Raw genomic sequence first — 25,847 nt, forward strand, 5'->3', positions numbered from 1 at the left:
ATTATGTCACACAACAGAGATTATTACCTTAAACAAATCAGTCATCAACTCGCAGTATATAGAGTAAATATACACCAAAATAGCAAGGGGCTAAATGATTACAGCTACAATACTGGTGCAGAATACTTTTATCGAGATTTGCTAAATACCATTTATGACTGGAAGTTAACAAACCTTAATTCTCAAACAAAAAATGCGGCTGCGATTGATTTAGGAGACAAAAATGCTAAAGTAGCCATACAAATAACATCAGATAGCTCGTCAAACAAAGTTCATGAAACATTAAAGAAGTTTATGGAGGGGCAACTCTATCAAGATTATGAACGACTGATTGTTTTAGTAATAACAACAAAGCAAAATTTTCCTAAAGCTGATTTTGAAAAAAACTATAACCCTAATTTGTTTATTTTTGACAAAAAAACAGATATATGGGGGATAGAAGATTTATTGAAAGATATAAATGATTGCAGTATTGACGCACTCTCTAAAATACACAAACTTGTAATAGATGAACTTGCGCCAAAAAGACTGTTGCAGCCCAAGCAAAAAAAATCAAAAGAAGAAGTAACCATTATTCGTTTAATCGAGTACTTGAGTAGCGATGGTAATTATATTGAAATAGAGGAAGAGTTTATCATTGACCCTAAACATAAAATTTATAAGAGGTTTTCTGACCATAAAGAGTTTATCATCAGTGAATATAGCATTTTGTACCCAACTTATTTTGGGGCATTAGATAATGCAAAACAAACCACAGGTTTGGATGGCATCAAAGCTGTAAAAATAACAAACCACTTAAACATAAGAAGCAACCAACTTTTGAATAAAAATGATAATAACCCCAAGCAAGCACTTGAGGAATTTAATGAAATACTTTGGAACAAAATAGATAGCTCTGAACAATATGATAGAGAGGCTATTCGCTTCTATCTACTGAATGAATTAGTACAATGCAATATATTTCCCAACTCTAAACAGACATGAATAGACTAATTTCAAAAGATGAAAATATTAAAAGCTCTTCTGTATATGTTGGTTACTTAATATTGAAAGAACTCAAGAAATTCAAAAAAAAGGGAAAAGATAAAATATCTCTATTTGATTTAACTCAAGCATTAAAAAAAGAAAAGATAACCCACTATCGTCAAATTGTTTTTGCTCTCATGTTTCTATACAGTTGTGACATAATTAACTTTGAAGAACCCTATATCTATATTGTATGATTAAATTAGAGAAACTATACGCTCAACCAGAAATATTTGAACCTATTAGTTTTGATTGGGGAATCAACATTATTGTGGGTGAACGCTCAGAAGATAGCAATAAGACAAATGGAGTAGGAAAATCCATGTCAATAGAGTTTATACAATTCTGCTTATTCAAGGATTTTAAAAGAAGTCGTATCAGTAAAATACCAGCAAATGTGCTTGCTAAGGATACGGAAATTTTTTTGAACCTCAGGATTAATGAAGAGCTTGTTACCATTATAAGATCAGTAAAAGAACATAATCAACCAAAGATTGTTAGAAACCAACAAACAACGCAGTTTTCATCTATAGCAGATGCTGTTTCTTTTTTAGAACATATCATATTTCAAAATCAAACCCACAAAAAAACACCTTCTCTTAGAAAAATGGTGGGATTACTCATCAGAGATGAAGGCTCTGAGTTTAAAGATATTATAAATTATTATGACACCAACCTTAGAGTATCAAAAAGGGATTTATATGAGCCACATTTATACCTATTTGGTATAGATATTTATAAATATCAAGAATTGCAGGAAATCATAAAAAATATTGATGAAAAGAAAGGTTTACTGAAGGAACTCAAAAAACAAGTCACCAACAATGGCACCCGCAAAATAAGTGATGCCAAAGCTGATTTGAATGGACTCAAAGATAAAGTTGAGAAACTAGAGAATCAGGTGGAAATACTGAAAACAGCAGATGCTTTTGAGTCAATTCAAGATGATCTCATACGCTTGCAAAGAGAAATAGATCATTTGCGTTCTAAACAAGATGCTCTCAAATATGAAATAAAAAAAATAGAGACATTACCTGAACCCGAAATTATTACTGAAACTGATATTACTATTTTATACAATCAATTCAAAAGTGGGTTAGGTGATATAATCAATAAGTCTCTGGATGAAGTAAAAAGCTTCAAAAATAAAATTGATAGCTTTCAAAAAATGTTGATTAATGAACGTTACTCTGATCTAAAATCAAAACTAGCAGGTGTTACTAAAAAGTTGAGAGAGTTAGATGATTTATATGCACAAACAGCCTCACCTTTAGATAAGAAGGGGATAATGAAAGATTTAAAAACTGCTCTTAGTACCCTTAATGAAAAAAATAAACACCTATTAGACCTACGACTCAATGTAGAAAACCTCGAGAATGCAGATCAAGAAAAAAAGAGATTAGTGTCCAGTAAGACATCCATTATTGAAGATTTTGACAATCAAATTTCAAAAATAAAAAACACCATAGATAATTTCAACCAAACAATTTTAAACATACATGAAAAGGTTTTAGACAATAAGAAGGCTTTCTTTGAAATAACAGTTAAAAACAAAAGTAATGTCAAAGAAGTATTCAATTTTGAAATGAGAGTCTTTGACGATGGTAGCCATAGTGTAAATAAAATGAAGGTATTTATGTATGACATGGCTCTATTGTTTAACTCTTCCACAAGAGAGAAACACCTTAAGTTTCTAATTCATGATAATATCTTGGAGGTAGATCAAGACACTACCATAAAGGTTCTTAATTTTTTAAATGAACAAGAAGAACGATTCAGTGACTTTCAGTACATTCTTACCATAAATACAGACAAAATAGAATACCCTGAAATAAGTAGTCAAATAGACCTAGATATTGACTCTCACCGCATAGCTCGATTCACAAAAAATCATAAGTTTTTGAAAACCAACTACACACAAATTTAAGTTTTTGACTTTTAATATTATGAGTAAGTACTATCGGAATGAAAAAAATACTGGAAACCAAGCGTTGTTATATACGAGAGTTTGTCGAAGCCGATGTTGACCCTATATGTCAAATGAATAGCGACCCTGAAGTAATGAAATACATTACTGATGGTAAACCCCAAACCTATGAGTACTCAAAAAAACGTACAGTATATTTTATCAACGAATACTACCCAAAATACCCCGGCTTAGGCATGTGGGCTGTCGTACGCAAGGCAGGTGACCAATTGATGGGTTGGGCTTGCCTCAAACACTTAGATAATCAGGACTTGATTGAAATTGGTTATCGTTTAATCAAAGACTATTGGGGGCAAGGGTATGCTACTGAGGTAAGCCAAGCACTGGTGCATTATGGGTTTACTGAGGCATCTCTGGATAAAATTGTAGGCATTGCGTCCGAAGACAATATCAAATCACAATATATTTTACAAAAAACAGGACTTACTTTCCTAAAAAAAGCATATTACTATCAAACTAATGTGGTTTTCTATCAATTACTAAAAAAAGATTATTTAACATGAAAACGTCTAAACTCTACGTCTTTATACTGCTGAGCCTACTTTCTATCAGCACTTCTTGCCGCTCTATACGTCAAGGAAAAGTTTTGTCTAAATGCGAGTTTAGACTCGAATCGCTGCAAGATATAAGCCTTGCCAATGTACGTATAGATCAAGTAAAAAGCCTGACTGACCTTAACTTGTTGGATGCAGGAAGAATTACGTTGGCATTTGCCCGCAACTCGTCTTTACCTATGAACCTCACTGCCAATATAGAGGTGAAAAATCCTAATAAAAAAACAGCAGGGTTAAATGAGCTTAGGTGGATTTTGTATATAGATGATGTGAAAATGGCAGAAGGGGAGAGCAAGCAAAGGTTTGAGGTTCCTGCCCAAGGCACTAATATATTGCCGCTCAAAGTAAACCTCGACCTGAAAAAAGCAATGCGTGGCAAGTCGCGTAGTGCATTGCTGAAGTTTGCCTTTAATATGGCAGGTTTTGGTTCGTCGGCCTCCAGGGTTAAGATCAGAGCCAAGCCTTCTTTTAAGGTATTAGGAGGAACAATTCGTTACCCTGGTTATATTAAAATTACCAAAGAGTATACCTCTGAGTAATAGTCACCCCATTTTTAGCCTTCATAGTAGATACTTATTGAAAACCAAGTGTTGTAGAAATTGAGTATCTACTGTGGGGTAGTCCTATCTGTAAAAGTATAGAGGTAGTAGATATACACAGGAATCTTAAAGCACACACTTCAAAATAAGTATAGTAGACCTTACTAAAAAATCGTGTGTTAAAAAACAAGTCATGACATTCAGCCAAGCAAGGACAACAAGGCACAGATCAATGTAGTGGGTAAGGTTGAAAAAATGGTTATTTGTTTTGAGACTTTATGAATATTTCATTACTTTGGTATGCATAAGCTGACATAGTTTTTATGTTTTGATAACAGGCCATGTTTGACTACTTGGTTATCACCTTTCTTTTCTCAATGGTGCTTTTGAAGTGTTCAAGCCATTGAAGCTGACACACAGTTAAATTTTTAATCGCAGAAAATAGCTTTGCTATCACAACCTTTCATCAAAAATATACAAAGAGTTGGAGGGAATGGTATGTCCAAACTATAAGCTACTTTATTTATCCGGTTTTTCATACCCTACAATTTTTTGAAAATAAGTATGCTATCATTTAAGTAATAGATGAGCTCAGGATTATTTTACTTATCTGGTGATCTTAAAATTTGTAAGAGAAGCTAGGGTAAAAGGTGCACGTAATCCCTTACTTGTGTAATGTTCAGAGTATTAGTGTACAGTGCAATAAATAACTTAATAATACTTTACCTAATCAATCAAAATAAAATGTTAGAAATATTCAACAGCAAGTTTTTTCAACAAGTTGTATTAGGAAATACACTTGAGCAATGGATACTCACTTCTTTGTTTATTGTAGCGACTATTTTAGGAGCATTTCTTATTGCTTGGCTATTAAAAAAATGGCTTTCAAGGTTCATTAAACACCTAGAGCCTGAAAGTCAGTCAAAGATCATCCATAGTGTTTCCAAACCCTTGGTCATGGTCATTATGCTCATGGGATTTCGTGCAAGCTTAAATGCTTTAAATTTATCTTCTTTTATTTTCAGTGCTGTCAATAGTTTATATCATATCAGTATTACACTCACCATTGCCTGGATGATAGTACGTGTGTACAACGCTATACATGAAGGGTACTTGGTGGGATTGTTCAAACGAAAAGAAGGGCTTGATACACAACTGCTACCGATTCTTAAAGTAGTGGTAAAATTATTTGCCTGGGTGTTTGCATTTATTATAGGATTGAGCAATGCAGGGTATAACATAGGGGCTATTTTGGCAAGTTTAGGTATTGGGGGAATTGCCTTTGCTCTGGCAGCCAAAGATGCGATTGCTAATATATTTGGCGGAATCACTATTTTTATACAGCGCCCCTTTCAGGTAGGCGAACGCATCATTGTAGGCAAAGTAGATGGTTGGGTAGACGAAATAGGACTACGCTCTTCTGTCATTACCAATTTTTGGGGTGAGCGTATTACTATACCTAATAAAACCTTTACCGATGGTGTGGTCAAAAACATGGATGCCAGAGGACGCTACTTTATTAATTGTACCATTCGTCTCAGGTATGATACTACCCACCAGCAACTTGAAACAGCCATGAAGATACTTAAAGAAATACCAGGTGAATTTGATGTGACCGAAAAGAATACCTGGACAACCTATAGCATAGGAGATTATTCGCATGATATAGACTACTGGTATGCTGTGAAGGTATGGAAACCTGAAGATGTTGCCACAGTAGGGAAAGAGTTTGATAAATACAGCCTGGGTAAAACTCAAGTAAATATGGAAATATTGAAGCGGTTTGAAGCGCACAATATCAAGATGGCTATGCCAGTAGAGCTTAAAATAGAAAAAGAGGTACAAGACCCCAACCTTTTCTTATAAAACTCGCTTTGTCCAAAACCACTATCACAAAACAAATACGAACTTAATTTTTTAACCTCTTATTCTCTTGTAGAGATTTACGTAAGAGTATGTCTGGCATCGCAGAACTTGGAGGCAAGTTTCCTGCAGTTAAAGTGTTGTCTTTGGATTTAAAAGTTGTTTTTTAGCCCAGATTATAACCGAGTGAAAGCAAGTTTATAAATTCTCCGAATCAAGTTCGGAGTTCTGTTTCACTATTGAAAATAAGACAACCAACTAATTTGTAAACATATTCTAACAGCTTTATCAAGAAATAAGGGGGGACTTAAACATAAATATTTAGATATTTTATGAAACCTACAACTAACTTTACAATCACCCATCAATTTGAAGGGGTTCACCTTTCTACAGAAGAACAACAGCAAATCTTATCTTTTATTGGGTGGAACGAGTGTCCACCATTTGAACAACCTGGGCGAGTAGCCTGGCATATATTAACGCAAGAGGCAAGTACAGAGGCAGTACCTGAACAGCAATTAAAAGCAGCTAAAATTAAAGGAGTAGGGTTTTGGAACCCTCGCCCTGAAGGAAAAATTCATTCAGGAGTGCTGGCAAACTTGCACAGTGAAGTCCCCACTCCTCCTACTACTGATACGCTTGATAGCATGCTTACTTTTCCGCATATGGGAATCAACCAGCAGGGTGAGTACACTATTGCTTATAGTTCAGCTACACCTATTGGAGGAATTCTTCATGAACGGGCTTTGCTAGAGTTTAACAGTGCCCGTATACTGTTAGAGCATGGGGTACCCTCTACTATACCATTAATGGTAGTGCAATACGAAGACAAATACCAGTTTAAAGGAAAGCCTATGGGAGTGGTAGTAAACTTATCACCTGAACCTACCAGTATGCGTTTGTCTTGTATTCAATATGGTGCAGCTGTACACAGAGGGAAAGATGCCAAGGCTGATGCTTACTACGATAAATTACGTGCTTCGTTAGGGGTAAACGGACAACCAGAGTTAGAAACGACCAGATTGCAAACTATTAACTTATTGGCGAGAAAAATAGGTAAATTAGTACACGATTTCTCAGCAGCTGGTTTGTATAGATACTCTTCTGAATGGAGTAATTTTGAATATGATTTTGCTCGTAAAGAGGTTTTTTTAACTGACTTGGACTCTACATTGGAGTTAAAAAACGTGCCTGAGCCTTTGCAAGCGCTCCAGGTACTTAGAGACTTGGGAACCGCAGTGTATCGTTTGGTGGCTAAATTTGGTTATCCTGATGTACTCAATGATTATACACTCAATAATGTGCTCAAGTTTGATCCTTTAGCAGAGTTATTGGTAGGCTACTTTCCCGAAGCTCCCTATGATGAAATAGAAGCTGTTAGTCAACGTTTATGGCAATGTTTTGCTCCTCACTGGGTATTGTTGAAAAAACATCAGGCATCTATTACCAACGAATGGTCTCGTTCACGTCGTCAAACCTATAAGATGGATCACGACTTATTTTATGTTTTAACCATGACTTTGGTTTTTCCATTGTTCGAAAGGTCAGACTTGTTTAAGCAATACAATTGTAACTTAACAATGGACAATATGCTTCAAAAAGCTCAAAACTTTTTGGGAGAACGTTATGAGTATTTCTCATACTTGCTAAACAACGGCAAGGTGCCTTTAAATCTGCTCGAAGAAGATGGGTATGAGTTAAGCCCAATGGGTAATAAAGGTGAGGGAGTGATTGCTACCAAACCGTTTACATCTGAAGATGTGGTAATGAAAGGACAAATAGTCAAGTTATTAGGAGGGAACCACTCACATGCATCTCAAATGGGAGAACATACCTGGGCAATCCACGAAGGGATCATTCCTAAAGTAAACCACTCTTGTGCTCCAAATTGCGGCATTCGTTTAAACGAAACAGGTGCGCACGATATTGTGGCTATCAAACCTATTGCTCAAGGCGAAGAGCTAACACTTGACTATGCGATGCGTAATTATCAAATTGATTATTTTCCATCGCAATGTCAATGCGGAGCTTCTGAGTGTCGTACTCGTATTACTGGATGGAAAGACTTACCTCAGCACACCAAAGATGCTTACGCTCCTTGGGCAGCCCCTTATTTGTTAGCGCTTGACAAAAAGCAGGTACAAGAAGTAGCGGAACTGGAAGCATAAAAACACAAATAATATAATGATATGCCTCATCTCATATTAAATATAGGGTGAGGCATTTTTATGGTTCATCGAGGGTTACATACAATGAAACATCACCAAGCCCAAACCTATCTTTTTTTCTTGGGGAGCTTCATCAGTTTTGGCTGTAGTCATCTTGCTGGGTTTTGATTGTTTTGCCTGGGAAGGTTCTACTTGGTTGTTACCTTGGTTTTTTGACTGAGTGCAGGCTTGTAAAAACATCAATGACATATCTTTATCTATTTATAAGGTTCAAATAACTATTTTAGTTAAATATACTGCCTGAACCCTCCTCATGCCGATAATCACCCAATTACTGGGACGAATGGTCTTCTTTTGGGGCAAGTTGCCCTGGTTGCTATACAACTCTTGATTTAAACTTCTCCAATACTTTTTTCTCTTTAGAACGAGCCAGTGGCACAGTTTTCTTGAGCATAGGTAGTTTAAAGTAGTAATGTTTAGACTTACCAGCCAATTGCCACTCGTGATGAAGATTAACGATAAAAGAGCGATGGGTACGTATAAATGTATCTTGATCTAATTGTGTTTCCAGGTCTTTCAAAGGCAGGCGGAGTAACTTTTGTTTGACAGTTCCTTTTGCCCCAAAATACACTAAATGACAATAGTTGTCTTCTGCTTCGGCGTACAATATTTGTGTCAAATCTATTTGAAAACCCTCTTGTGTATTGGTTTGTATTTCAGTAGTGTTTGATCTTAAATTTTTGGCAATCAGTTTTTTAAATCGAGGATCATCTTTGATAGGTTGCCACAATGGATCAACTGGAGTAAATAATGCCACGGGTACCTTGTTGTTAAGTGTATGTTCGAGCACCTGCCAAAGTTTAGTCTCGTCTTTACGCAACATGTATACAATGGCGGCATTATACTCACCAAAATGAATCTCTTTACGATGTATTTTTTCCAATGCCTTATCCAGCCAAAATTTAGCTTGGGCTACATTGCCTGCTTGCGCATACAAATAGCCTTTGGCTGTATCATGAGCTATTATTTGGTGGGGGTGTTCTTCTGTAGCATTGAGTATTTCCAAGGCTTCATCATATTGCCCCAAGAAAATTTTACACCAGGCTATTTTAAATTGGGTATCATTACGTCCTGCTATATCTAGCTCCTGAAAAAACTCTGCTATAGCCTCGTGATAGCGTTCCATACAATAGTAAGCTACCCCTGCCCTATGCCTTACATGGGGCGAAAAAGGGTCAAGCTGAATGGCAAGTTTCATAGACGCCAAAGCCTCCTCAAAACGTTCGTTAACCAACAACAGCATCGCATGTCCGGCGTGTATTTCGGCAGAGCCTGGTATTTTCTGAATAGTTTTATTGATATGCAACAACGCCGTGTCAATGTCCCAGTTTTGCCAAAAAGTACACCCCAAATAACTGATGTGTCCATCTATAAGGGTACTGTCAAGCTCTAATGCTTTCAATGCATACGCTTTGGCTTTGGCAAAAGCTTCTTTGGGAGGGAAAGCCTGGATAGCTGCGTAATATAAAAAACACCTGGCAAGCCCACTATAGGCAGGGGCATAGTCGGGTTCTATCTCAGTTATTTTTTGGTAAAGTTTTTCAGCTTTAGGGAAGTCCTGCGGAGTGCAATTGTATAAAATGTGATTAGCCTGAAGATACCAGTCATAAGCCTGGGCATTTTTGGGATAACTGGTAGTAAAAGGCATTTTTAGTGGCAAATTAATCAATTCATCTTTGAGCTTATTCGCAATAAGCAGGGCTATTTCGTCTTGCACTCCCAACACATCTTGCAAGTCTCGGTCATACACCTCCGAAAATTCGTGAAACCCTTGTTGAGTATTGACCAACTGTGCTGCAATGCGTACTTTGTTGCCTGCCCGACGTACACTGCCTTCTAATATATAAGCCACATTGAGTTTTTTACCAATTTGGCGTACATCCAGGTTTTTTCCTTGAAACGAAAACGATGAGGTACGAGCGGTTACATAGATGCCCTGAACCTGTGCCAACCTATTGATGATTTCTTCGGTGATTCCATCACTAAAGTATTCATTGTCAATGTGACCACTCATATTGGTAAAAGGTAACACTGCTACACTGTTTGGGCTTATCATGAGCAAGGTGTATTTGGTTTGGTGGGGAGCTAATATAATAAATTAACTGTAAAAGAGGGTAACAGAGAAACAGACAAAATAAAAATTGGCAGCTTATGAAGAGCTGCCAATAGTATGGGTTTACTTTATTTCTTCTTTTATGTACATAAGCTATCGTTGAGTTGCCAATAGCTTATAAACCTTTGCCTTATTGCTTACCAAGCCTATTTCTTGGTGCAATACCTGTAGTTGTTCTTCAAGAGCTTGTATCATCTCGTAAGGGTGTAAAGCACGGGTACGAGGGTATACATCTAACAAATCATCGAGGTCAAACACTAGTTTTTCGAGATGTGTTCGAATATTTTGCTGAAACAAAACCAAAGCTTCAGAAGGTACTTGAGGGCTTGAGGACAAGGCGCAATATTGCTGCCTATCCAAATTTTCTTTAACTTGCATGTTGTAGATATTAAACTGTTTACAAAAGCCCTTGAAGTAAAGTTTGGATGCAGAACTTCAGGGGCATCTTTTTACCTAAAAAGATACGCAAATATAATGATTTTATCGTGATAATAAAGTTTTATCACGATTGTTTTTTTATGTGATATATCATTTTTATCTCCCCATATTGGTCTAAAATAGCCTGCATTTTTTTCTTGGAAATATTTCCCCTTTTCTGAAATTCATACTTAGCATCTTTCATCTTCCTTTTTTCTTCACTGGTCAATGTAGGGTATACATTTTCTATAAACCAGCCAAATATCTGTTCTATGTTGTCAAATTCTTTCATGGTGTTTTTTATGATTTGTTTTATAAATGTTAAAAAGGTAGGGGAGAATCTTGTTCGCCATTTTTATACTTTGCCTTGATATAAGCTAATAGATCTTGCCCTATTTGTACCGCAAAATGTTCTGCTTCTGGTTCTGTAATGGGTTGGTGATAGTATTTAGAGATGTTGACCACATCTAAACTTTCAACTTGTATATCAATGTGATATTGGTAACGATCATATAAAAAACTTAATTCTATGGTACTAGTAAAGGGTTTTTGAACATGCTTAAAGTTTTTAAGTGAAATAAAGAAAGAATGGGCACCAAGAGTTGGTGTATGTTTACAAAGATGTGCTACAATATCTGTAGTACTAGAAAAAACCTCTACTTCAAAGTTGTCATCAATAGTACCATATTCAACCCTTTCAAACATATCCTGAAAACTCTTCATTCTGTTTTCTATTGTTGTGAGAAAAGGTTGGATTTGTTCAATACTTACTTTTGAAACTATTTTAGGTGTTCTTAATATCTTAATTTCACCTTCTTTGCCCTTCAACTCCTTCCTAAACAAAGCCAGTTCTTTATCTAAATCATCAGGTTCGTTGATATCTTCTCCTTTTGCCCCCTTCAGGTATATTTCTAAAGAATGCTTCAACGCCTCAACAATCAAAGTAGTAAAAGGTGGATGTTCTCCCGCATCTGCTTGAGCCAAGGCATTATAGTATTGGTTACGGCTGTTGTTGTCTTGCTTAATCACTACAGGTGGGTAACTATGTCGCATCAGTACCAAGTTCATCAGCAGGCGCGCCATACGCCCATTGCCATCGTCAAACGGATGAATGGCTACAAAACGGTAATGAAATAAAGCTGCCAAGACTACAGGGTGTACCTCATTGCTTTGGCTGGCTTTGGCATACCAAGCCATTAAGTCATTCATTTTTGCAGGGGTTTCTTCTGGTGTGGCATAATAATGAATTTCCCCAGTCGCCGTTTTTACATGATTTGCGCTGGTTTTGTATTGCCCTAAGGTAATCACTTTACTAACTTCTTTACCCTCTTGGGTTTGGGCTTTGGTACTATAAGATTCTTGTAATACGAGTTTATGCATTTCTCTAATGTCTTGCTCACTCAAAGGACGTGGGTCTTTTATCAAAGCCAGCAAAAAATCAATGGCCTCATTATGCCCCTTAATGTCCAAATGGTCTTTGAAAGGTTTTCCCTTAGCAGTAAGCCCATACATCAATAAAGCACGGGTTTCGCCATAGGTAAGCGAGTTGCCTTCTATAGCATTAGAGTGATAGTTCCAATCAAGCCTAAGCTTTTGAAATATTCTACCTTCTTGTTCTTCCGACAATGGACGCAAACCATCTAATTCAGCCTTGATCTGGTCTATTCTTACCAAAATCTCCAGTTGGCTTAATTGCTTACTTATTTTCATATCATTTTTTAATCATTAAGACCAAAATACTGCTTGCTACTCCCAATAAGCAATTTATCTAAATAAGCATTAAAATAAAATTGCTTTGAAATGATAGTTTCGGCAAAACACTGAGTGTTAGCTTACCACCACTTGCTGCTTGGAACAACTTACTAACTTAACTAAATGCTGTGAACTATTGTAATAAATCTCCCTCACTTACTACTAATGTGCTAAAACAAGCTCTAATAACTATTTTAAAAACCAAAGCCCCCATGAATTTAGTGATTGAAGGTCTGTCTAAGACCTATCCCAATGGTACTCAAGCCCTCAAAGGGGTAAGCCTCGAAATACCTACCGGCATGTTTGGGTTGCTGGGGCCCAACGGCGCCGGAAAATCATCATTAATGCGTACCATTGCTACCCTGCAAGATGCCGATGCAGGCAGCATTCACCTGGGCGATATAGACGTACTCAATGAGAAGCCCAAAGTAAGACAAGTATTGGGGTATTTGCCACAAGAGTTTGGGGTATACCCACGGATGACTGCCTACCAAATGCTTGATCATTTTGCCCAACTTAAGGGAATCAAAAATGCTAAAGAGCGTAAAGCTACAGTAAGGGCTTTACTCGAACAAACCAACCTTTACCGCGAACGCAACATCAAACTAGGCAACTATTCGGGGGGAATGAAACAACGTTTTGGTATTGCTCAGGCTCTATTGGGGCAACCCAAGCTTATCATCGTAGACGAACCCACCGCTGGGCTTGATCCTGCTGAGCGCAATCGTTTTCATAACCTGCTCAGCGAAATAGGCGAGCACATGGTGGTGATCTTGTCTACCCACATTGTAGAAGATGTAACCAACTTGTGCCGCCACATGGCGATTATCCATAAAGGTGAGGTATTGCTCAAAGGCAACCCTCGCGAAGTAGTAGAAGCTGCCCAAGGCAAAGTTTGGAAAAAAATGATTGCCAAAGTCGAGTTGCCCCAGCATCAACAACAATACAACATCGTGTCCTCTCACTTGTTTGATGGCAAAGTCATTGTCAAGGCTTTTGGCGACGAGTGCCCTGATGAATCGTTTGAAGCCTCCATACCCGACTTAGAGGATGTATACTTCTCACAGATCAAAGCCAAAGAAGAGGCAACCAATGCCCAAATCCCTAATCAAATCCAGGAATAAACCCTCTAAAATTTCACCAATATATGTTTCAGGCAATATTCAAGTTTGAACTCAAATATAGATTCAACCGCCCGGCTACTTACCTTTACTTTGTTATTTTTACCTTAGTAGGTCTGTTGTATGGTGCCATTATGGGCGGTGCTTTTGGTAGCGAAGTAGCAGTTACAATTACTGGCGGTGGCAAAAACCTGGCAAATTCGCCCTACAATATCATGGTTATTACTGGAGCAGTAGGACAGTTAGGCATTTTTGTCGTGGCAGCCTTTATGGGGGTGCCAGTTTACCGCGATTTCGAACATAAAACCTTTCCTTTATTTTTTACCAAACCAATCTCCAAATGGCACTATTTGGGAGGTCGTTTCTTTGGGTCATTGTTGATCAGTGCCTTGGTGCTGCTCAGCATTTCATTGGGGCTGATACTTTCGCAATGGTTGCCTGCGGTCAATACCGAAAAATACGGAGTTTTTAATCTGTGGTATTATTTGCACCCTTACTTTTTGGTTACCTTGCCCTTTACGGTGTTTACTGGCTCCATCTTTTTTGCTACAGTATCACTCACCCGCAATCAATTGTTTATTTACCTCAATGCCATTGTAGTATTGGTGCTTATTTTTGCGGCCAGTTACTTATCTGGTCAAATAGATAACAAGACACTGAGTAGTTTGATTGATCCTACCGGACTTACTGCTATAGCCAAATCTACCGAGCTTTGGACAGTCACCGAACGCAATAATCAGGTCATTCCACTTACTTCGCTCATCATTATCAATCGTTTGATTTGGGTCGGTGTAGGTTTGATCATACTACTTCTTACCTATGTTCGCTTCTCGTTTACTTTTGTGGGCAAAGGGCGAATAAAGCAAGCCCCTCGTAAGGTAAGCAAAACATTGACTGATACTTTAACGATTCAAAAAATCCGCTTACCCAAAGTGCGGCAAGACTTCAGTCAAACATATCAGTTTGGTTTGTTGCGAATGCTCATCAAAAAAGAGTTTTTTCAGGTACTATACAACCCTATCTTTTTAGTAATTACAGTCGTAGGTCTATTATTTATGGTGTTGGGTGTGACCACTTCTGGAAAAATATTCGAGACACCAGTACTACCTGTTACTTACCGAATATTAGACATTCTCAGTGGTAGTTTTCGAATGTTTATTCTTGCCATTATTGTCTTTTATTCAGGAGAAATGGTATGGGCAGAACGCCAATACAAAGTTAGCTTGATGTATGATGCCCTACCTATACCCAATTGGTTGCCTTTTACGGCAAAGTTTTTTGCTATGATAGGCATAGAGTTGTTTTTGCTTACTGTCATTATGTTGATGGGTATGCTAGTGCAGGCAGGCAATGGCTATTACCACTTTGAGCCATTATTATACATCAAGCATTTGTATGGAGTGCAAATGCTTGATTTGCTTCTGGTCACCATCCTTACTTTTACCATTCATATCGTTGTCAATAACAAGTACTTTGGCTTTTTTGCCGTAGTGTTGGTGTACTTCTTCTTTAGTACCATATTGCCCTACCTGGGGGTTACTCACAAGCTTCTATTGTTTAAAAGTGCACCAATGATGCTCTACTCAGACTTAAACGGTTACGGGCATTTCTTGCAAGGTTGGCTTGCTTTTAAGACTTATTGGCTTGCCTTTGGGCTGATATTATTGGTGTTTGCCAATGGCTTATGGCTTCGAGGTACCGATAGTCATTGGCGTGCACGTTGGCGTAAAACACTGCATAACTTTACTCCAGTAGCCAAACTTGCTCTGGGGGTGGCTACCTTGGCTTTTGTGGCAATGGGGGGGTACATATTTTATAATACCAATATCTTAAACGATTTTGTAACTCAGGAAGAAGAAAATACCCTACGTGCCAGTTACGAGAAAAAGTACAAAAAGTATGACACAATGCCTCAACCCAAAGTAATTGATGTACAACTTGAGGTAGACCTATACCCTTACAAGAGAATATTAAAAGCAAAGGGGCATTATGTGTTAAAAAATAAGACAGAGACAGCTATTCAAAATATCCATATCAATACCAGTAATGATGCGGTGGTGCAAAAAATGAAGTTTGGCAAAGCATTTCGCGAAATACAAAACGATCAGACTTTAGCTTATGCGATTTATAAGCTTAATAAGCCCCTCGAACCCCAACAAACCATTACATTAGACTTTGAGATAAGTTATGCCTACAAAGGCTTTGGCAACAGCTCTGCCAACAATTTCTTGACTTATAATGGTACTTTCGTAAATGAACAAATCTTTCCAAAAATTGGCTATCAGCCCTTAGGTGAACTTACCTCTGATGATGTGCGAAAAAAACACGGGTTGGAACCTCATCAGCGTTTTCCCCGGATTAACAATTTAGAGGCGCGAAAAAACAATGCCCTTTCGAACGATGCCGATTGGATAAATTTTGAGATAAAACTGAGCACTGCCCCTGACCAAATCGCGATAGCACCAGGGTATTTACAAAAAGAGTGGAAAAAAAACGGACGGCGCTACTTCCATTATAAAATGGATAAACCTATCCTGAATTTTTATAGCATTCTATCGGCTCGTTATGCGGTAAAGAAAGATGTGTGGACAAGCAAAGAAGGTAAAAAAGTAAACCTGGAAATTTATTACCATCCCACACATACTTATAACCTTGAGCGAATGATGCAAGGCATGAAAAAATCCCTGAGTTATTGTAGTGCCAATTTTTCTCCTTATCAATACCGTCAAATGCGTATTTTAGAATTTCCACGCTATGCTGGTTTTGCTCAGTCTTTTGCCAACACTGTCCCTTATTCCGAAAGCATTGGTTTTCTTGCCGATGTTGACGACAAAAAAGACATTGATCTAGTGTTGTATGTAACCGCCCATGAGGTGGCACACCAATGGTGGGGGCATCAGGTAGTACCAGCGTATGTACAGGGAGCGCACACAGTGATAGAAAGCATGGCGCAATACTCGGCATTGATGACAATGGAAAAAGCATTGGGTAAAGACAAAATCAAAAAGTTTTTGCGCCTGGAAATGAACAAGTACCTGAAGGGGCGCAGTGCCGAAATTCAAAAAGAAATGCCGCTCATGCTTACCGAAGGGCAACAATACATTCATTATAATAAAGGTTCGGTAGTATTGTATGCTTTGCAAGATTACATTGGCGAAAAGCAAATGAATGCTGCCCTGCAAAAATATGTCAAACAAGTGGCTTATAAAGAGGCCCCTTATACCACTGCATTAGAATGGGTCAGTTTTTTGCGCGAAGCCACCCCCGATTCGCTCCAATACCTCATCACTGATATGTTTGAGAAAATAACCCTTTACGAGAATAAAGTCAACAGCGTGAGCTATCAGAAAAAAGGAGATAAATATGAGGTGACATTAGACATAGTGGCCAAAAAAGTGCAATCAGATGGGTATGGAGTAGAAAAAGAAGTAGCACTCAATGATTATATCGATATAGGCATCTTTGCTCGTAAACAAACGTTGTCAGGTAAAGGCAGCAACACCAAGGTTCGCCGTAGCAACACAAATAAGGTACTTTATCTAAAAAAACATAAGATTACTCAGACAACACAAACGATCAAAGTACTGGTAGATGACAAACCCCATAGTGGAGGCATTGACCCTTACAATAAATTGATTGACCGCAAACCAGTTGATAACACGATGTTGTTTGATAAAACCGGAAAGTTGAAAACTGTAAAAAAATAAGCCTTGACAGAGGTTTTTTGCTAAATGTGTAATATTTTGCCTTATGAAGCTGACTAATACTCAAAATGAATAAATCAGCTGAGTAATAATAATTTTTGCACATTCAAAACATACACAACACACATATATGGAAGAATATTCTGACCGCGATCAATATGGCGACAACTATGAAGAAATGGAGCCTTATACTGTCAAATCAGCTGGACTTAAGTATGGTTTGTATTTAGGTGTAGTAAGCATTGTTTTGTCAGTTTTACAATTCATGGCAATGGGAGGCTCAGGTAGTTATATTCTCATGGGAGCTTCAGTGCTTATTGCTGTAATAGCTATAGTGTTTGCGCATAACGAGTTTAAACGCAACAATGAAGGGTTTATGTCTTATGGTGAAGGGTTAGGCATAGGCGTATTGGTGAGCATAATTTCGGGAACTATCAGTGGTGCTTTTGGTATTTTATATCGTACTGTCATTGATCCTAATTTTAACCAAAAGGTGTTGGAAAGCACCCGGAGAACACTGGAAGATGCTGGAACTTATAATGAAGCGCAGATAGAGCAGGTACTGGAAATGTCTCAAAAATTCTCTACTCCTGGTGTATCATTATTAATCGCCTTGCTAAGTTCAGCAATTGTAGGTTTGCTCATGTCGTTGATTATCTCCGCCATTACTAAAAATACCCGCCCTATGTTTGATTAAAAATATTTTAACCAACCTGAAAGCCAATTTGTACATATAGGTATGATTTGGCTTTTTTTGTGTCAAAAAATCAAATGCGCTACTTAATAATTATTGGTTGAGTCACACTATTCATGTATTTTAGAGCAAAAATTGTGGTAGTTTGCTCTGTATAGGAACTTTTTAAGTCAATGGTGTGATTTATTCTATATCACCATATTGTTTTTTTGAGAAAGTCTTTGCAAAAATAATATGGTTTTTTTGTGGTGATTAAGGTTTTTTACTACCTTTCATTTGCTTATTCCAAATTTTGTGAATACGCGGAACTTTTATATTGAAAATAGAGTAAGGTTTATTATTTGAAAGAAATGAGTATCAATATTTCAGTCTTTTGCATAAAATATGCTACTTAAAATCATTATGGGCAGACAGTCTGGTAATTATTGTTAATAAAACCACCTGAGGGCAATGTTAGTATGATTACTTTACAACTTGAAACCTATTTTTTACTAAAAATAACTTTCGGATAATCAGTTAGTGTTACAAATGTCTGAAAAATTTAACGTTTACGAGTTTTATAGCCAAATCGAGCAAGAAAACATTTTGCTCTCTTACAAGGGACCGGTTACCGATTTTTTGCTCACTGAATTTAGCAATGATATCCGAACACAGTTAAGAGAAGAGCGTAAAGCAGGTAAAAAGGTGTTTTCTATTTTTATGGAACTCGCCCAAAACGTGCTATATTACTCCCGCGAAATGGATGGCTTTGATGGTGGAGATAAAGTAGGTATATTGGCTGTAATAGAGTTAGACACTTGCTATAAAGTAATGACTGGTAATATGATTCCTGCCGAGTCGGTACCTCAACTAGTGGCTAAATGTAAAAAAATTAACTCGCTTGATCGTGACGCGTTGCGTGCTTATAAACGTGAACTGCGTGACTCCCCTCCACATTCAGGTAGCAAGGGTGCAGGCATTGGCTTGGTACAAGTGGCGCTTACTGCAAACAATGTGCTTGATGCCCACATGGAGCAAACCGACAAAGACCATTATATGTTTGTGTTAACTGTTACAGTGCCTAAGCAATAATAGTGATGATCTCAGCAGCCAAACAACTCCCCTTTTTGCTAGACAAATTTTATTATAATTTATTCCCCACCTCTATTGGCATTGTTACGCTCTAGCCAGCGAACCTTATCTTTCACTTCTGCCTTATATTCATTTACCAAATCATTGACAAACCACTGTATGTATTGTTTTACTTGGTTTTGAGCCGCTTTATTTTGAGTAAGGTTTTGTTGATCTAGCACATCTTCAAACATTTGAGTAAGGTTAATTACCGTTTTTTTGTATACCTCTTGGTAAAGCACTTCTATGGAGTTTTGGAGTTGGGGGTTACGGTAAATAAAGTCGGCAAATAGTATAATATTTAATTCTTTGCCAATCAGGTCACCAATATTTTTCTCATTACTGGCAAGCACCTGTTGCACTATTTCAGGAGCATTCATAGGTTCATTGTTTTTGGTAAAACCATCAGATACAAAAAAAGCAGAGAGAAAACCTTCCCTCTGCAGTATTTTTCAAATGGTGATGCTCAATTATACGTTGTTTGACGTAATTTTAGCCTCAAAGTATTCACGGTTCATGCGGGCAATAGAAGATAAAGGAATGTCTTTGGGACACTCTGCCGAGCAAGCACCAGTATTGGTACAAGCACCAAAACCCTCCTCGTCCATTTGAGCTACCATACGCTCCACACGCTCTTTACGCTCAGCCTTTCCTTGCGGAAGTAGCGAAAGCTGAGAAACTTTGGCAGAAACAAACAACATAGCTGAAGCATTTTTACACGCCGCTACACAAGCACCACAACCAATACAAGCAGCCATATTAAAGGCATCATCAGCAATGGTTTTGGCTACTGGAATTTCATTAGCATCTACAGTTACTCCAGTGTTTACTGATACATAACCACCTGCTTGTATAATGCGGTCAAAAGAAGAACGGTTTACTACCAAGTCTTTTACCACAGGGAAAGCCTTGGCTCTCCAGGGTTCTATATAGATTGTGTCACCATCTTTAAAAGAACGCATATGTAATTGGCAAGCAGTAGTGCCACTTTCTGGCCCGTGAGGTTGTCCATTGATATACAAGCTACACATGCCACAAATACCTTCTCGGCAGTCGTGGTCAAAGGCTACCGGGTCGTCTCCCTTTTTCAACAAACCCTCGTTGAGTTCGTCCAACATTTCCAAAAATGACATATCAGGCGAAATATCAGTCACCTTATATTCAGTCATTTTGCCATCACCGTTTTGGTAGCTACCATTATTATTTATATCAGGCTTATTTTGCCTCCAGATCTGTAATGTAAGATTCATTTTCAGTATGATTTTAATATTTGTAAGTAGTGAGTTTGAGCCAACCCCATGTTTCTCCCCTTCATCCCTGTTAGCTCTCCATTGATACCCTGGCTATTATTTATAGCTACGTTGGGTCAATTTCACATTTTCGAATTCAAGCTCTTCTTTATGCAGCTCAGCTTGCTTATTTTCGCCTGTATATTCCCAGGCTGCTACATAAGAAAACTCATCATCTTTACGTTTGGCTTCCCCCTCGTCTGTTTGAGATTCTTCACGGAAGTGTCCTCCACAAGACTCAGAACGATTCAAGGCATCGTCTACCATCAACTCGCCCAGTTCCATAAAATCGGCCACTCTCATCACCTTTTCAAGGGTTTGGTTAAACTCTTTGTCGCCACCACTTACCTTTACATTTTTATGAAAATTAGCCCTCAGTTCCTGAATCATTTTTTTTGCTTTGGTCAAGCCTTCCGTATTACGTGCCATACCGCAGTATTCCCACATAATTTTACCAAGTTCTTTGTGGAACTCATCTACAGTCTTAGTACCCTCAGATTTGCCTATAAATTTAGCAATTCGATCTTTTACATCTTGTTCAGCCTTTTTAAACTCAGGGTGGTCAGTAGCTACTTTGTCGTAGGGCATACGCGCCAGGTAATCTCCAATAGTGTAAGGAATTACGAAGTAACCATCGGCAAGCCCTTGCATAAGCGCACTTGCTCCCAATCGGTTGGCACCGTGGTCAGAAAAGTTAGCCTCACCTAATGCATAACAACCAGGTACAGTAGTCATTAGGTTGTAGTCTACCCACAAACCACCCATTGTATAGTGCACCGCAGGATAAATCTTCATGGGTACTTCATAAGGGTTTTCGTCAGTAATTTTATGGTACATTTGAAACAAGTTACCATACTTAGCCGAAATCAAGTCCTTACCATCACGCTTGATGGCATCGCGGAAGTCTAAGAATACCGCTTGCCCTTCTTTATTCACTCCTCTACCGTCATCGCAAGCCATTTTTGCATTACGCGACGCCACATCACGAGGTACCAGGTTACCAAATGCAGGGTATTTAGTTTCTAAGTAATAATCGCGATCGGCTTCCTTTATATCATTGGCTTTCAATTGACCACTGCGTACCTTCTCAGCAAGCTCTTTGGTCTTAGGTACCCACACACGTCCATCATTACGCAATGATTCTGACATTAGCGTAAGCTTAGATTGGTGCCCACCTGATACAGGAATACAAGTAGGGTGAATTTGTGTATAACAAGGGTTGGCAAATAAAGCACCTTTACGGTGGGCTCTCCAGGCAGCAGTAGCATTAGACCCCATTGCATTGGTAGACAAGAAGAATACGTTGCCATACCCACCCGTACATAACAACACCGCATGTGCCGAGTGTGACTCTATCTCTCCGTTAATGAGGTTACGAACTACAATACCACGGGCTTTGCCATCTACCATTACCAAGTCAAGCATCTCGCTGCGGGTATACATCTTTACCTTACCCGAATCTATCTGGCGGCTCAAGGCACTATAGGCTCCTAGCAGCAATTGTTGGCCTGTTTGACCACGGGCGTAGAAAGTACGTGATACTTGGGCGCCACCAAAAGAGCGGTTGTCAAGCAAACCCCCGTATTCGCGGGCAAAAGGAACTCCTTGTGCCACACATTGATCTATAATATTTACACTTACTTCGGCAAGGCGGTGTACATTGGCTTCACGAGAGCGGTAATCCCCTCCTTTAACAGTGTCATAAAACAAACGGAAAACACTGTCGCCATCGTTTTGGTAGTTTTTTGCTGCATTGATGCCTCCCTGTGCTGCAATACTGTGGGCACGGCGAGGGCTATCCTGAAAACAAAAAGCCTTTACATTGTAGCCAAGTTCAGCCAATGAAGCAGCAGCTGCACCTCCTGCCAAACCTGTACCTACCACAATTACGTCATACTTACGTTTGTTGGCTGGGTTTACTAATTTTATATCAAATTTATGTTTATTCCATTTTTCAGCCAATGGCCCTTCAGGAATTTTAGAATCCAACTGCATAATTTTTTAAGGTTTTAATGTTCAAAGTGATTTACAATTGTTTGACGAACATAATAATAGGTATGAGTGCGTAACCTAATGGAACCAGCAAAGCAAATGCATAGCCTATTGTTTTTATAAGAGGAGTATACTTTACATGATTAAGCCCAAAAGTTTGGAATGCACTCTGGAACCCGTGCGATAGGTGAAATGCCAGCGCGATCATTGATACCACATACAAAACCACCATTATTATGTCAGAAAAAGCAGCTTCTACCAGTGCATATAAGTGTAGTTCACCATTATTACCAAACTTTTGAACCAAAACTCCTTCTTCTACTAGCCCGTAGTGAGTTAATTTCATTTTACCCCAAAAATATACCAGGTGTACAATCAGAAAAATTAGAATGATAGAACCCAAAGCCATCATTTTTCTTGACCTCCAGTTACTGTTGGCAGCAGGTTTACTGTACGCATATTTTCTTGGACGTGCCTGCATGTTCATTCTGGTAAGAATGATACTGTAGACAATGTGCAGGATAATAAAAGTAAAGTTAAGTATAGAAACCGTTTGGATAAGCGGGTTACTTCCCATAAAATGGGCATAAGCATTGAATGCTGTTCCTCCGTCGTTTTTAAGCAACTGAAGGTTGCCTATCAAGTGTATAATCAGGAACAAGCACAGGAATATGCCAGTAAGCGCCATCAGAACTTTTCGTCCAATGGTGCTGGTCATCATGTCGACGAACCAGCCCTTTTTGTCCTTGGCCATTTTTTGTGTCGTTGAACTCATAATAAATCTATATTTTCTTGATTTTTAGTTACATAATATGCGACAATCTTAGATTGTTCAAAAATATACGTGAACAAACTACCAAACAAAAAAAAGCTTTATTTTGATTCATTCTAAACTACTCTTCAAGCCTCTATTAATGGCAAAGCTTCATTTAATTAGTGCTTTTGATATTACAAAAAAAATGTAGAGTGATTTTGTTTGAGACTTGTACATATTATTTGCAAATTATGGGATTTAACAATAATTGTAGGTATAGCAAATGAAGAAGCATCAGCGCTGTGAGATAGTTTTGTTTGATCGTTCGGTAGGCTTACATAGGCTATTATAATCATTTTATGAGTTTTAGCACTATATGTTAAATCAAATAAAAGTAAACCTCCTTAGAGTGGTTGCAATACTACCTTAAGAAGGTTTTTGTATTTAGCAAAGGTTAGTGGTCTCCCCCTTGATAAATCCACATAGATTGGGTTTCGCCAGCTTGCTCAAAACCACATTTCTTATAAAAATCTACTGTAGCCCCATCAGAAACCAAAATTTGTTGATGCAAGTGTGCATATTTGTGGTGCATAATTTCCATGATTTTTTTACCTATTTGTTGTCTTTGATAGTCAGGGTGCACCAACAAATGAGGGTAATATACCACCAAATGCCCATCAGAAAGCGCATTGCCAATGCCTACCAGTACACCCTTGTGCCGGGCAGTGACCAAATTGTGAGAGTTGAGCAGTGCTTGAAATAGTTCATGAGGCTTATTTGCTGATGACCACTCGTTGAGTTGATAAAGGTTGATGACCTCTGCTTGGCAAATATTCTTGTTGTCACTATATACTATATGCATTATTTTATTTTAAAAGAGTTCATCATGAGGTTAACTTCCGGTTCGTGCGCTTTAAAATCATCGTGACCAGCCATATATACCACTACAAAAGCCTCTTTTCCATTGACCCAAGCGCGTTGTCTCCATTTCATTTGCTGATCTTTATAGTCTCCTACATACTCCACTTCAAAATAGGTGGGCTTCATTTCTTCCTCCACAATTTTGGCGGTAGGTTGTTCTTTTTTGAGTTGCTCTTTTACGATACTGGCAAAACTTTCAAGGGTAAAGGGTTGGGTGTCGGCACGTCGAATAAATATACTGAGCGTTTCACGAAAACGGTCTTGAGCAGAAGTTGTCTCAATCACTAAATTTGCTAATTCTCCTGCTTTGTTGGTATTGTTACTCTTTTTCCAGTTTTTAGGATATTTTAGTGAAAACTTTTCGTGATCGAGTAAGTTGTTTTCTGCTTTTGCTGGTGGTGTATCATTATCGTTTTTATTGACTGTAGTGGTAGATGTATCACTGGTATTACTCGATTGTGTAGTGGTTTCTCCACAAGCCCAAAGTAGGCAAATGATTAAAATATAACTCAATTGTTTCATAGTAGATAAGGGGTTAGAGTACAAAAACTGGGGTCAATATAGAGTTTTTTTAGGCTCACTAGAGATTCGACTTTTAATTTTCATAATAAATCGTTTAACTTTGCCGCATGCAACAGTTCAAAAATGACCTTATCTTACGTACCCTTCGTGGTGAAGTTACCGAAAGAAAGCCTGTATGGCTCATGCGTCAGGCAGGGCGTATTTTGCCCGAATACCGCGCTATCAGATCAAAGTTATCTGGTTTCATTGAGTTGGTCACCACCCCTGAACTTGCTGCTGAAGTAACCATTCAGCCTGTAGATATTTTGGGCGTAGATGCTGCCATTATCTTTTCAGACATATTGGTGATTCCTGAAGCTATGGGATTGCCCTATGAAATGATAGAGAAAAAAGGACCGTTTTTTCCTAAGACTATCCAAAGTGAAGCTGATGCAAAAAAAATTAAAGTAGCTGATCCTGAGTCTGATTTAGGATATGTACTTGAAGCCATTCGTATTACCAAAAAAAACCTTGATGGTAGAGTTCCTCTCATAGGTTTTGCGGGAGCTCCCTGGACAATCTTTGCTTATATGGTTGAGGGGAGTGGTTCTAAAACTTTCTCTAAAGCCAAAGCAATGCTTTATCGTACCCCTGAGTTGGCACATAGCATTTTGCAAAAGATTACAGATAGTACCATCTTGTACCTCAAAGCACAAATCAAGGCAGGAGTCAATTTAGTCCAACTGTTTGATTCTTGGGCTGGTTTGCTTTCACCTGAAACTTACCAAGCATTTGCCATGCCTTATCTCAAACAAATTGCTGATGCCATTACCGAAGTGCCCTTGATTATGTTTGCCAAAGGTGCTTTCTTTGCCCGTGAATATTTTAAAGATTTGGATTGTGCTGCAGTAGGCTTAGATTGGACAATGGACATTCAGGAATCGCGGCGTTTGGTAGGAACTAATAAAGTATTACAAGGTAATCTGGATCCTTGTTTGTTGTACGCCAACAATGAGGTAATTATAAAGGAGACCCAAGAAATGCTTCATAAATTTGGTGATAAACACATTGTAAATCTAGGGCATGGGGTTTACCCTGACACTAACCCTGAGAAGGTAAAGCGTTTTATAGAAACGGTGAAGTCTTTTGAGTTATCCACAAAAGAGTAGAGTTATCCACATAAGCTAGAAGTTATCCACAAATTATACACGTGTTGGCACATACCCACCTTATGATGCTCTTTGCCTGCTGAATTGTCAAAGCGTATGTAAGATTATTGAGG

General features: G+C 38.2%; 23 protein-coding genes. 12 read left to right on the plus strand and 11 right to left on the minus strand.

Features of this window, described 5'->3' with window-relative positions; translation table 11 throughout:
* Window positions 1-3: 3 nt before the first annotated feature.
* The 7 genes from M23134_RS32890 to M23134_RS32920 all read left to right on the plus strand — a co-directional run bounded on the left by M23134_RS32890 (window position 4) and on the right by M23134_RS32920 (window position 8,137).
* Window positions 4-984 (plus strand): SMEK domain-containing protein, encoded by a 981-nt coding sequence (locus M23134_RS32890; protein ID WP_002704231.1) that lies wholly within the window; start codon window positions 4-6, stop codon window positions 982-984.
* Window positions 981-1,223 (plus strand): ABC-three component system middle component 6, encoded by a 243-nt coding sequence (locus M23134_RS42815; protein ID WP_002704232.1) that lies wholly within the window; start codon window positions 981-983, stop codon window positions 1,221-1,223. Before M23134_RS32890 ends, M23134_RS42815 begins: the two co-directional genes overlap by 4 nt.
* Window positions 1,220-2,953 (plus strand): DUF2326 domain-containing protein, encoded by a 1,734-nt coding sequence (locus M23134_RS32900; RefSeq protein ID WP_002704233.1) that lies wholly within the window; start codon window positions 1,220-1,222, stop codon window positions 2,951-2,953. The genes M23134_RS42815 and M23134_RS32900 overlap by 4 nt, the downstream gene beginning before the upstream one ends.
* Before the next feature lie 38 nt (window positions 2,954-2,991).
* Window positions 2,992-3,516 carry a GNAT family N-acetyltransferase gene (locus M23134_RS32905; RefSeq protein ID WP_002704234.1) on the plus strand — a complete coding sequence of 175 codons (525 nt, stop codon included), beginning with the start codon at window positions 2,992-2,994 and terminating at the stop codon, window positions 3,514-3,516.
* Window positions 3,513-4,106 (plus strand): NDR1/HIN1-like protein, encoded by a 594-nt coding sequence (locus M23134_RS32910; RefSeq protein ID WP_045114819.1) that lies wholly within the window; start codon window positions 3,513-3,515, stop codon window positions 4,104-4,106. Before M23134_RS32905 ends, M23134_RS32910 begins: the two co-directional genes overlap by 4 nt.
* A 744-nt stretch (window positions 4,107-4,850) precedes the next feature.
* Window positions 4,851-5,972: a mechanosensitive ion channel family protein gene (locus M23134_RS32915; protein WP_002704236.1), complete on the plus strand. Its 1,122-nt coding sequence runs from the start codon at window positions 4,851-4,853 to the stop codon at window positions 5,970-5,972.
* 329 nt (window positions 5,973-6,301) lie between these two features.
* Window positions 6,302-8,137: an SET domain-containing protein-lysine N-methyltransferase gene (locus M23134_RS32920; protein ID WP_002704238.1), complete on the plus strand. Its 1,836-nt coding sequence runs from the start codon at window positions 6,302-6,304 to the stop codon at window positions 8,135-8,137.
* Between the two features lie 75 nt (window positions 8,138-8,212).
* Here the strand turns inward: M23134_RS32920 and M23134_RS41525 are convergent, their stop codons facing one another.
* The 5 genes from M23134_RS41525 to M23134_RS39300 form a co-directional block, all read right to left on the minus strand.
* Complete coding sequence (locus M23134_RS41525; RefSeq protein ID WP_157558769.1) at window positions 8,213-8,386, minus strand: hypothetical protein; 174 nt, start codon at window positions 8,384-8,386, stop codon at window positions 8,213-8,215.
* 127 nt (window positions 8,387-8,513) lie between these two features.
* Complete coding sequence (locus tag M23134_RS39295) at window positions 8,514-10,253, minus strand: LytTR family transcriptional regulator DNA-binding domain-containing protein (protein ID WP_002704240.1); 1,740 nt, start codon at window positions 10,251-10,253, stop codon at window positions 8,514-8,516.
* A gap of 150 nt (window positions 10,254-10,403) precedes the next feature.
* A complete protein-coding gene (locus M23134_RS32930) occupies window positions 10,404-10,688 on the minus strand; it encodes a hypothetical protein (RefSeq protein WP_045114820.1) in 285 nt (94 codons plus the stop codon).
* A gap of 124 nt (window positions 10,689-10,812) precedes the next feature.
* A complete protein-coding gene (locus M23134_RS32935) occupies window positions 10,813-11,019 on the minus strand; it encodes a hypothetical protein (protein ID WP_002704242.1) in 207 nt (68 codons plus the stop codon).
* A gap of 29 nt (window positions 11,020-11,048) precedes the next feature.
* Window positions 11,049-12,437: a Fic family protein gene (locus M23134_RS39300; RefSeq protein ID WP_002704243.1), complete on the minus strand. Its 1,389-nt coding sequence runs from the start codon at window positions 12,435-12,437 to the stop codon at window positions 11,049-11,051.
* A gap of 254 nt (window positions 12,438-12,691) precedes the next feature.
* Here M23134_RS39300 and M23134_RS32945 point away from each other — a divergent pair, with 254 nt between their 5' ends.
* The 4 genes from M23134_RS32945 to M23134_RS32960 all read left to right on the plus strand — a co-directional run bounded on the left by M23134_RS32945 (window position 12,692) and on the right by M23134_RS32960 (window position 19,069).
* On the plus strand, window positions 12,692-13,603 hold the full coding sequence (locus M23134_RS32945; protein ID WP_045114821.1) for an ABC transporter ATP-binding protein: 912 nt from the start codon (window positions 12,692-12,694) through the stop codon (window positions 13,601-13,603).
* A 23-nt stretch (window positions 13,604-13,626) separates the two neighbouring features.
* Window positions 13,627-17,307: an ABC transporter permease/M1 family aminopeptidase gene (locus tag M23134_RS32950; protein ID WP_002704247.1), complete on the plus strand. Its 3,681-nt coding sequence runs from the start codon at window positions 13,627-13,629 to the stop codon at window positions 17,305-17,307.
* A 127-nt stretch (window positions 17,308-17,434) separates the two neighbouring features.
* Window positions 17,435-18,001 carry a DUF4199 domain-containing protein gene (locus tag M23134_RS32955; RefSeq protein ID WP_002704250.1) on the plus strand — a complete coding sequence of 189 codons (567 nt, stop codon included), beginning with the start codon at window positions 17,435-17,437 and terminating at the stop codon, window positions 17,999-18,001.
* 525 nt (window positions 18,002-18,526) lie between these two features.
* Window positions 18,527-19,069: a SiaB family protein kinase gene (locus tag M23134_RS32960; RefSeq protein ID WP_002704252.1), complete on the plus strand. Its 543-nt coding sequence runs from the start codon at window positions 18,527-18,529 to the stop codon at window positions 19,067-19,069.
* 59 nt (window positions 19,070-19,128) lie between these two features.
* On the opposite strand, the gene M23134_RS32965 is transcribed toward M23134_RS32960, so the two are convergent.
* The 6 genes from M23134_RS32965 to M23134_RS32990 form a co-directional block, all read right to left on the minus strand.
* On the minus strand, window positions 19,129-19,488 hold the full coding sequence (locus tag M23134_RS32965; protein ID WP_002704254.1) for a hypothetical protein: 360 nt from the start codon (window positions 19,486-19,488) through the stop codon (window positions 19,129-19,131).
* 90 nt (window positions 19,489-19,578) lie between these two features.
* Window positions 19,579-20,358 (minus strand): succinate dehydrogenase/fumarate reductase iron-sulfur subunit, encoded by a 780-nt coding sequence (locus tag M23134_RS32970; protein WP_002704256.1) that lies wholly within the window; start codon window positions 20,356-20,358, stop codon window positions 19,579-19,581.
* A 96-nt stretch (window positions 20,359-20,454) separates the two neighbouring features.
* On the minus strand, window positions 20,455-22,392 hold the full coding sequence (locus tag M23134_RS32975) for a fumarate reductase/succinate dehydrogenase flavoprotein subunit (RefSeq protein WP_002704258.1): 1,938 nt from the start codon (window positions 22,390-22,392) through the stop codon (window positions 20,455-20,457).
* 31 nt (window positions 22,393-22,423) lie between these two features.
* The gene (locus M23134_RS32980; protein ID WP_232296858.1) at window positions 22,424-23,164 is read right to left on the minus strand and encodes a succinate dehydrogenase cytochrome b subunit; all 741 of its coding nucleotides are present in this window, start codon (window positions 23,162-23,164) and stop codon (window positions 22,424-22,426) included.
* Window positions 23,165-23,597: 433 nt separating this feature from the next.
* The gene (locus tag M23134_RS32985; RefSeq protein ID WP_002704261.1) at window positions 23,598-24,005 is read right to left on the minus strand and encodes a GNAT family N-acetyltransferase; all 408 of its coding nucleotides are present in this window, start codon (window positions 24,003-24,005) and stop codon (window positions 23,598-23,600) included.
* Window positions 24,005-24,586, minus strand: coding sequence for a PsbP-related protein (locus M23134_RS32990; RefSeq protein ID WP_002704263.1), 582 nt, complete (start codon window positions 24,584-24,586; stop codon window positions 24,005-24,007). Before M23134_RS32990 ends, M23134_RS32985 begins: the two co-directional genes overlap by 1 nt.
* Window positions 24,587-24,693: 107 nt before the next feature.
* Between M23134_RS32990 and hemE the strand changes: the two genes are divergently transcribed.
* The gene (hemE, locus tag M23134_RS32995; protein ID WP_002704266.1) at window positions 24,694-25,734 is read left to right on the plus strand and encodes a uroporphyrinogen decarboxylase; all 1,041 of its coding nucleotides are present in this window, start codon (window positions 24,694-24,696) and stop codon (window positions 25,732-25,734) included.
* Window positions 25,735-25,847 lie beyond the last annotated feature (113 nt).

This window comes from Microscilla marina ATCC 23134, assembly GCF_000169175.1.
GTDB classification, from domain to species: domain Bacteria; phylum Bacteroidota; class Bacteroidia; order Cytophagales; family Microscillaceae; genus Microscilla; species Microscilla marina.

Bases quoted from the DNA above. Each gene is read 5' to 3' on its own strand.
- M23134_RS32980 (WP_232296858.1), bottom strand. From the start codon at position 23,164: ATGAGTTCAACGACACAAAAAATGGCCAAGGACAAAAAGGGCTGGTTC.
- M23134_RS32990 (WP_002704263.1), bottom strand. From the start codon at position 24,586: ATGAAACAATTGAGTTATATTTTAATCATTTGCCTACTTTGGGCTTGT.
- M23134_RS32910 (WP_045114819.1), top strand. From the start codon at position 3,513: ATGAAAACGTCTAAACTCTACGTCTTTATACTGCTGAGCCTACTTTCT.
- M23134_RS41525 (WP_157558769.1), bottom strand. From the start codon at position 8,386: ATGTCATTGATGTTTTTACAAGCCTGCACTCAGTCAAAAAACCAAGGT.
- M23134_RS39300 (WP_002704243.1), bottom strand. From the start codon at position 12,437: ATGAAAATAAGTAAGCAATTAAGCCAACTGGAGATTTTGGTAAGAATA.
- M23134_RS32945 (WP_045114821.1), top strand. From the start codon at position 12,692: ATGAATTTAGTGATTGAAGGTCTGTCTAAGACCTATCCCAATGGTACT.
- M23134_RS32975 (WP_002704258.1), bottom strand. From the start codon at position 22,392: ATGCAGTTGGATTCTAAAATTCCTGAAGGGCCATTGGCTGAAAAATGG.
- hemE (WP_002704266.1), top strand. From the start codon at position 24,694: ATGCAACAGTTCAAAAATGACCTTATCTTACGTACCCTTCGTGGTGAA.
- M23134_RS32970 (WP_002704256.1), bottom strand. From the start codon at position 20,358: ATGAATCTTACATTACAGATCTGGAGGCAAAATAAGCCTGATATAAAT.
- M23134_RS32930 (WP_045114820.1), bottom strand. From the start codon at position 10,688: ATGCAAGTTAAAGAAAATTTGGATAGGCAGCAATATTGCGCCTTGTCC.
- M23134_RS32935 (WP_002704242.1), bottom strand. From the start codon at position 11,019: ATGAAAGAATTTGACAACATAGAACAGATATTTGGCTGGTTTATAGAA.
- M23134_RS32985 (WP_002704261.1), bottom strand. From the start codon at position 24,005: ATGCATATAGTATATAGTGACAACAAGAATATTTGCCAAGCAGAGGTC.
- M23134_RS32950 (WP_002704247.1), top strand. From the start codon at position 13,627: ATGTTTCAGGCAATATTCAAGTTTGAACTCAAATATAGATTCAACCGC.
- M23134_RS32900 (WP_002704233.1), top strand. From the start codon at position 1,220: ATGATTAAATTAGAGAAACTATACGCTCAACCAGAAATATTTGAACCT.
- M23134_RS32965 (WP_002704254.1), bottom strand. From the start codon at position 19,488: ATGAATGCTCCTGAAATAGTGCAACAGGTGCTTGCCAGTAATGAGAAA.
- M23134_RS39295 (WP_002704240.1), bottom strand. From the start codon at position 10,253: ATGATAAGCCCAAACAGTGTAGCAGTGTTACCTTTTACCAATATGAGT.
- M23134_RS32960 (WP_002704252.1), top strand. From the start codon at position 18,527: ATGTCTGAAAAATTTAACGTTTACGAGTTTTATAGCCAAATCGAGCAA.
- M23134_RS32915 (WP_002704236.1), top strand. From the start codon at position 4,851: ATGTTAGAAATATTCAACAGCAAGTTTTTTCAACAAGTTGTATTAGGA.
- M23134_RS32890 (WP_002704231.1), top strand. From the start codon at position 4: ATGTCACACAACAGAGATTATTACCTTAAACAAATCAGTCATCAACTC.
- M23134_RS32905 (WP_002704234.1), top strand. From the start codon at position 2,992: ATGAAAAAAATACTGGAAACCAAGCGTTGTTATATACGAGAGTTTGTC.
- M23134_RS42815 (WP_002704232.1), top strand. From the start codon at position 981: ATGAATAGACTAATTTCAAAAGATGAAAATATTAAAAGCTCTTCTGTA.
- M23134_RS32955 (WP_002704250.1), top strand. From the start codon at position 17,435: ATGGAAGAATATTCTGACCGCGATCAATATGGCGACAACTATGAAGAA.
- M23134_RS32920 (WP_002704238.1), top strand. From the start codon at position 6,302: ATGAAACCTACAACTAACTTTACAATCACCCATCAATTTGAAGGGGTT.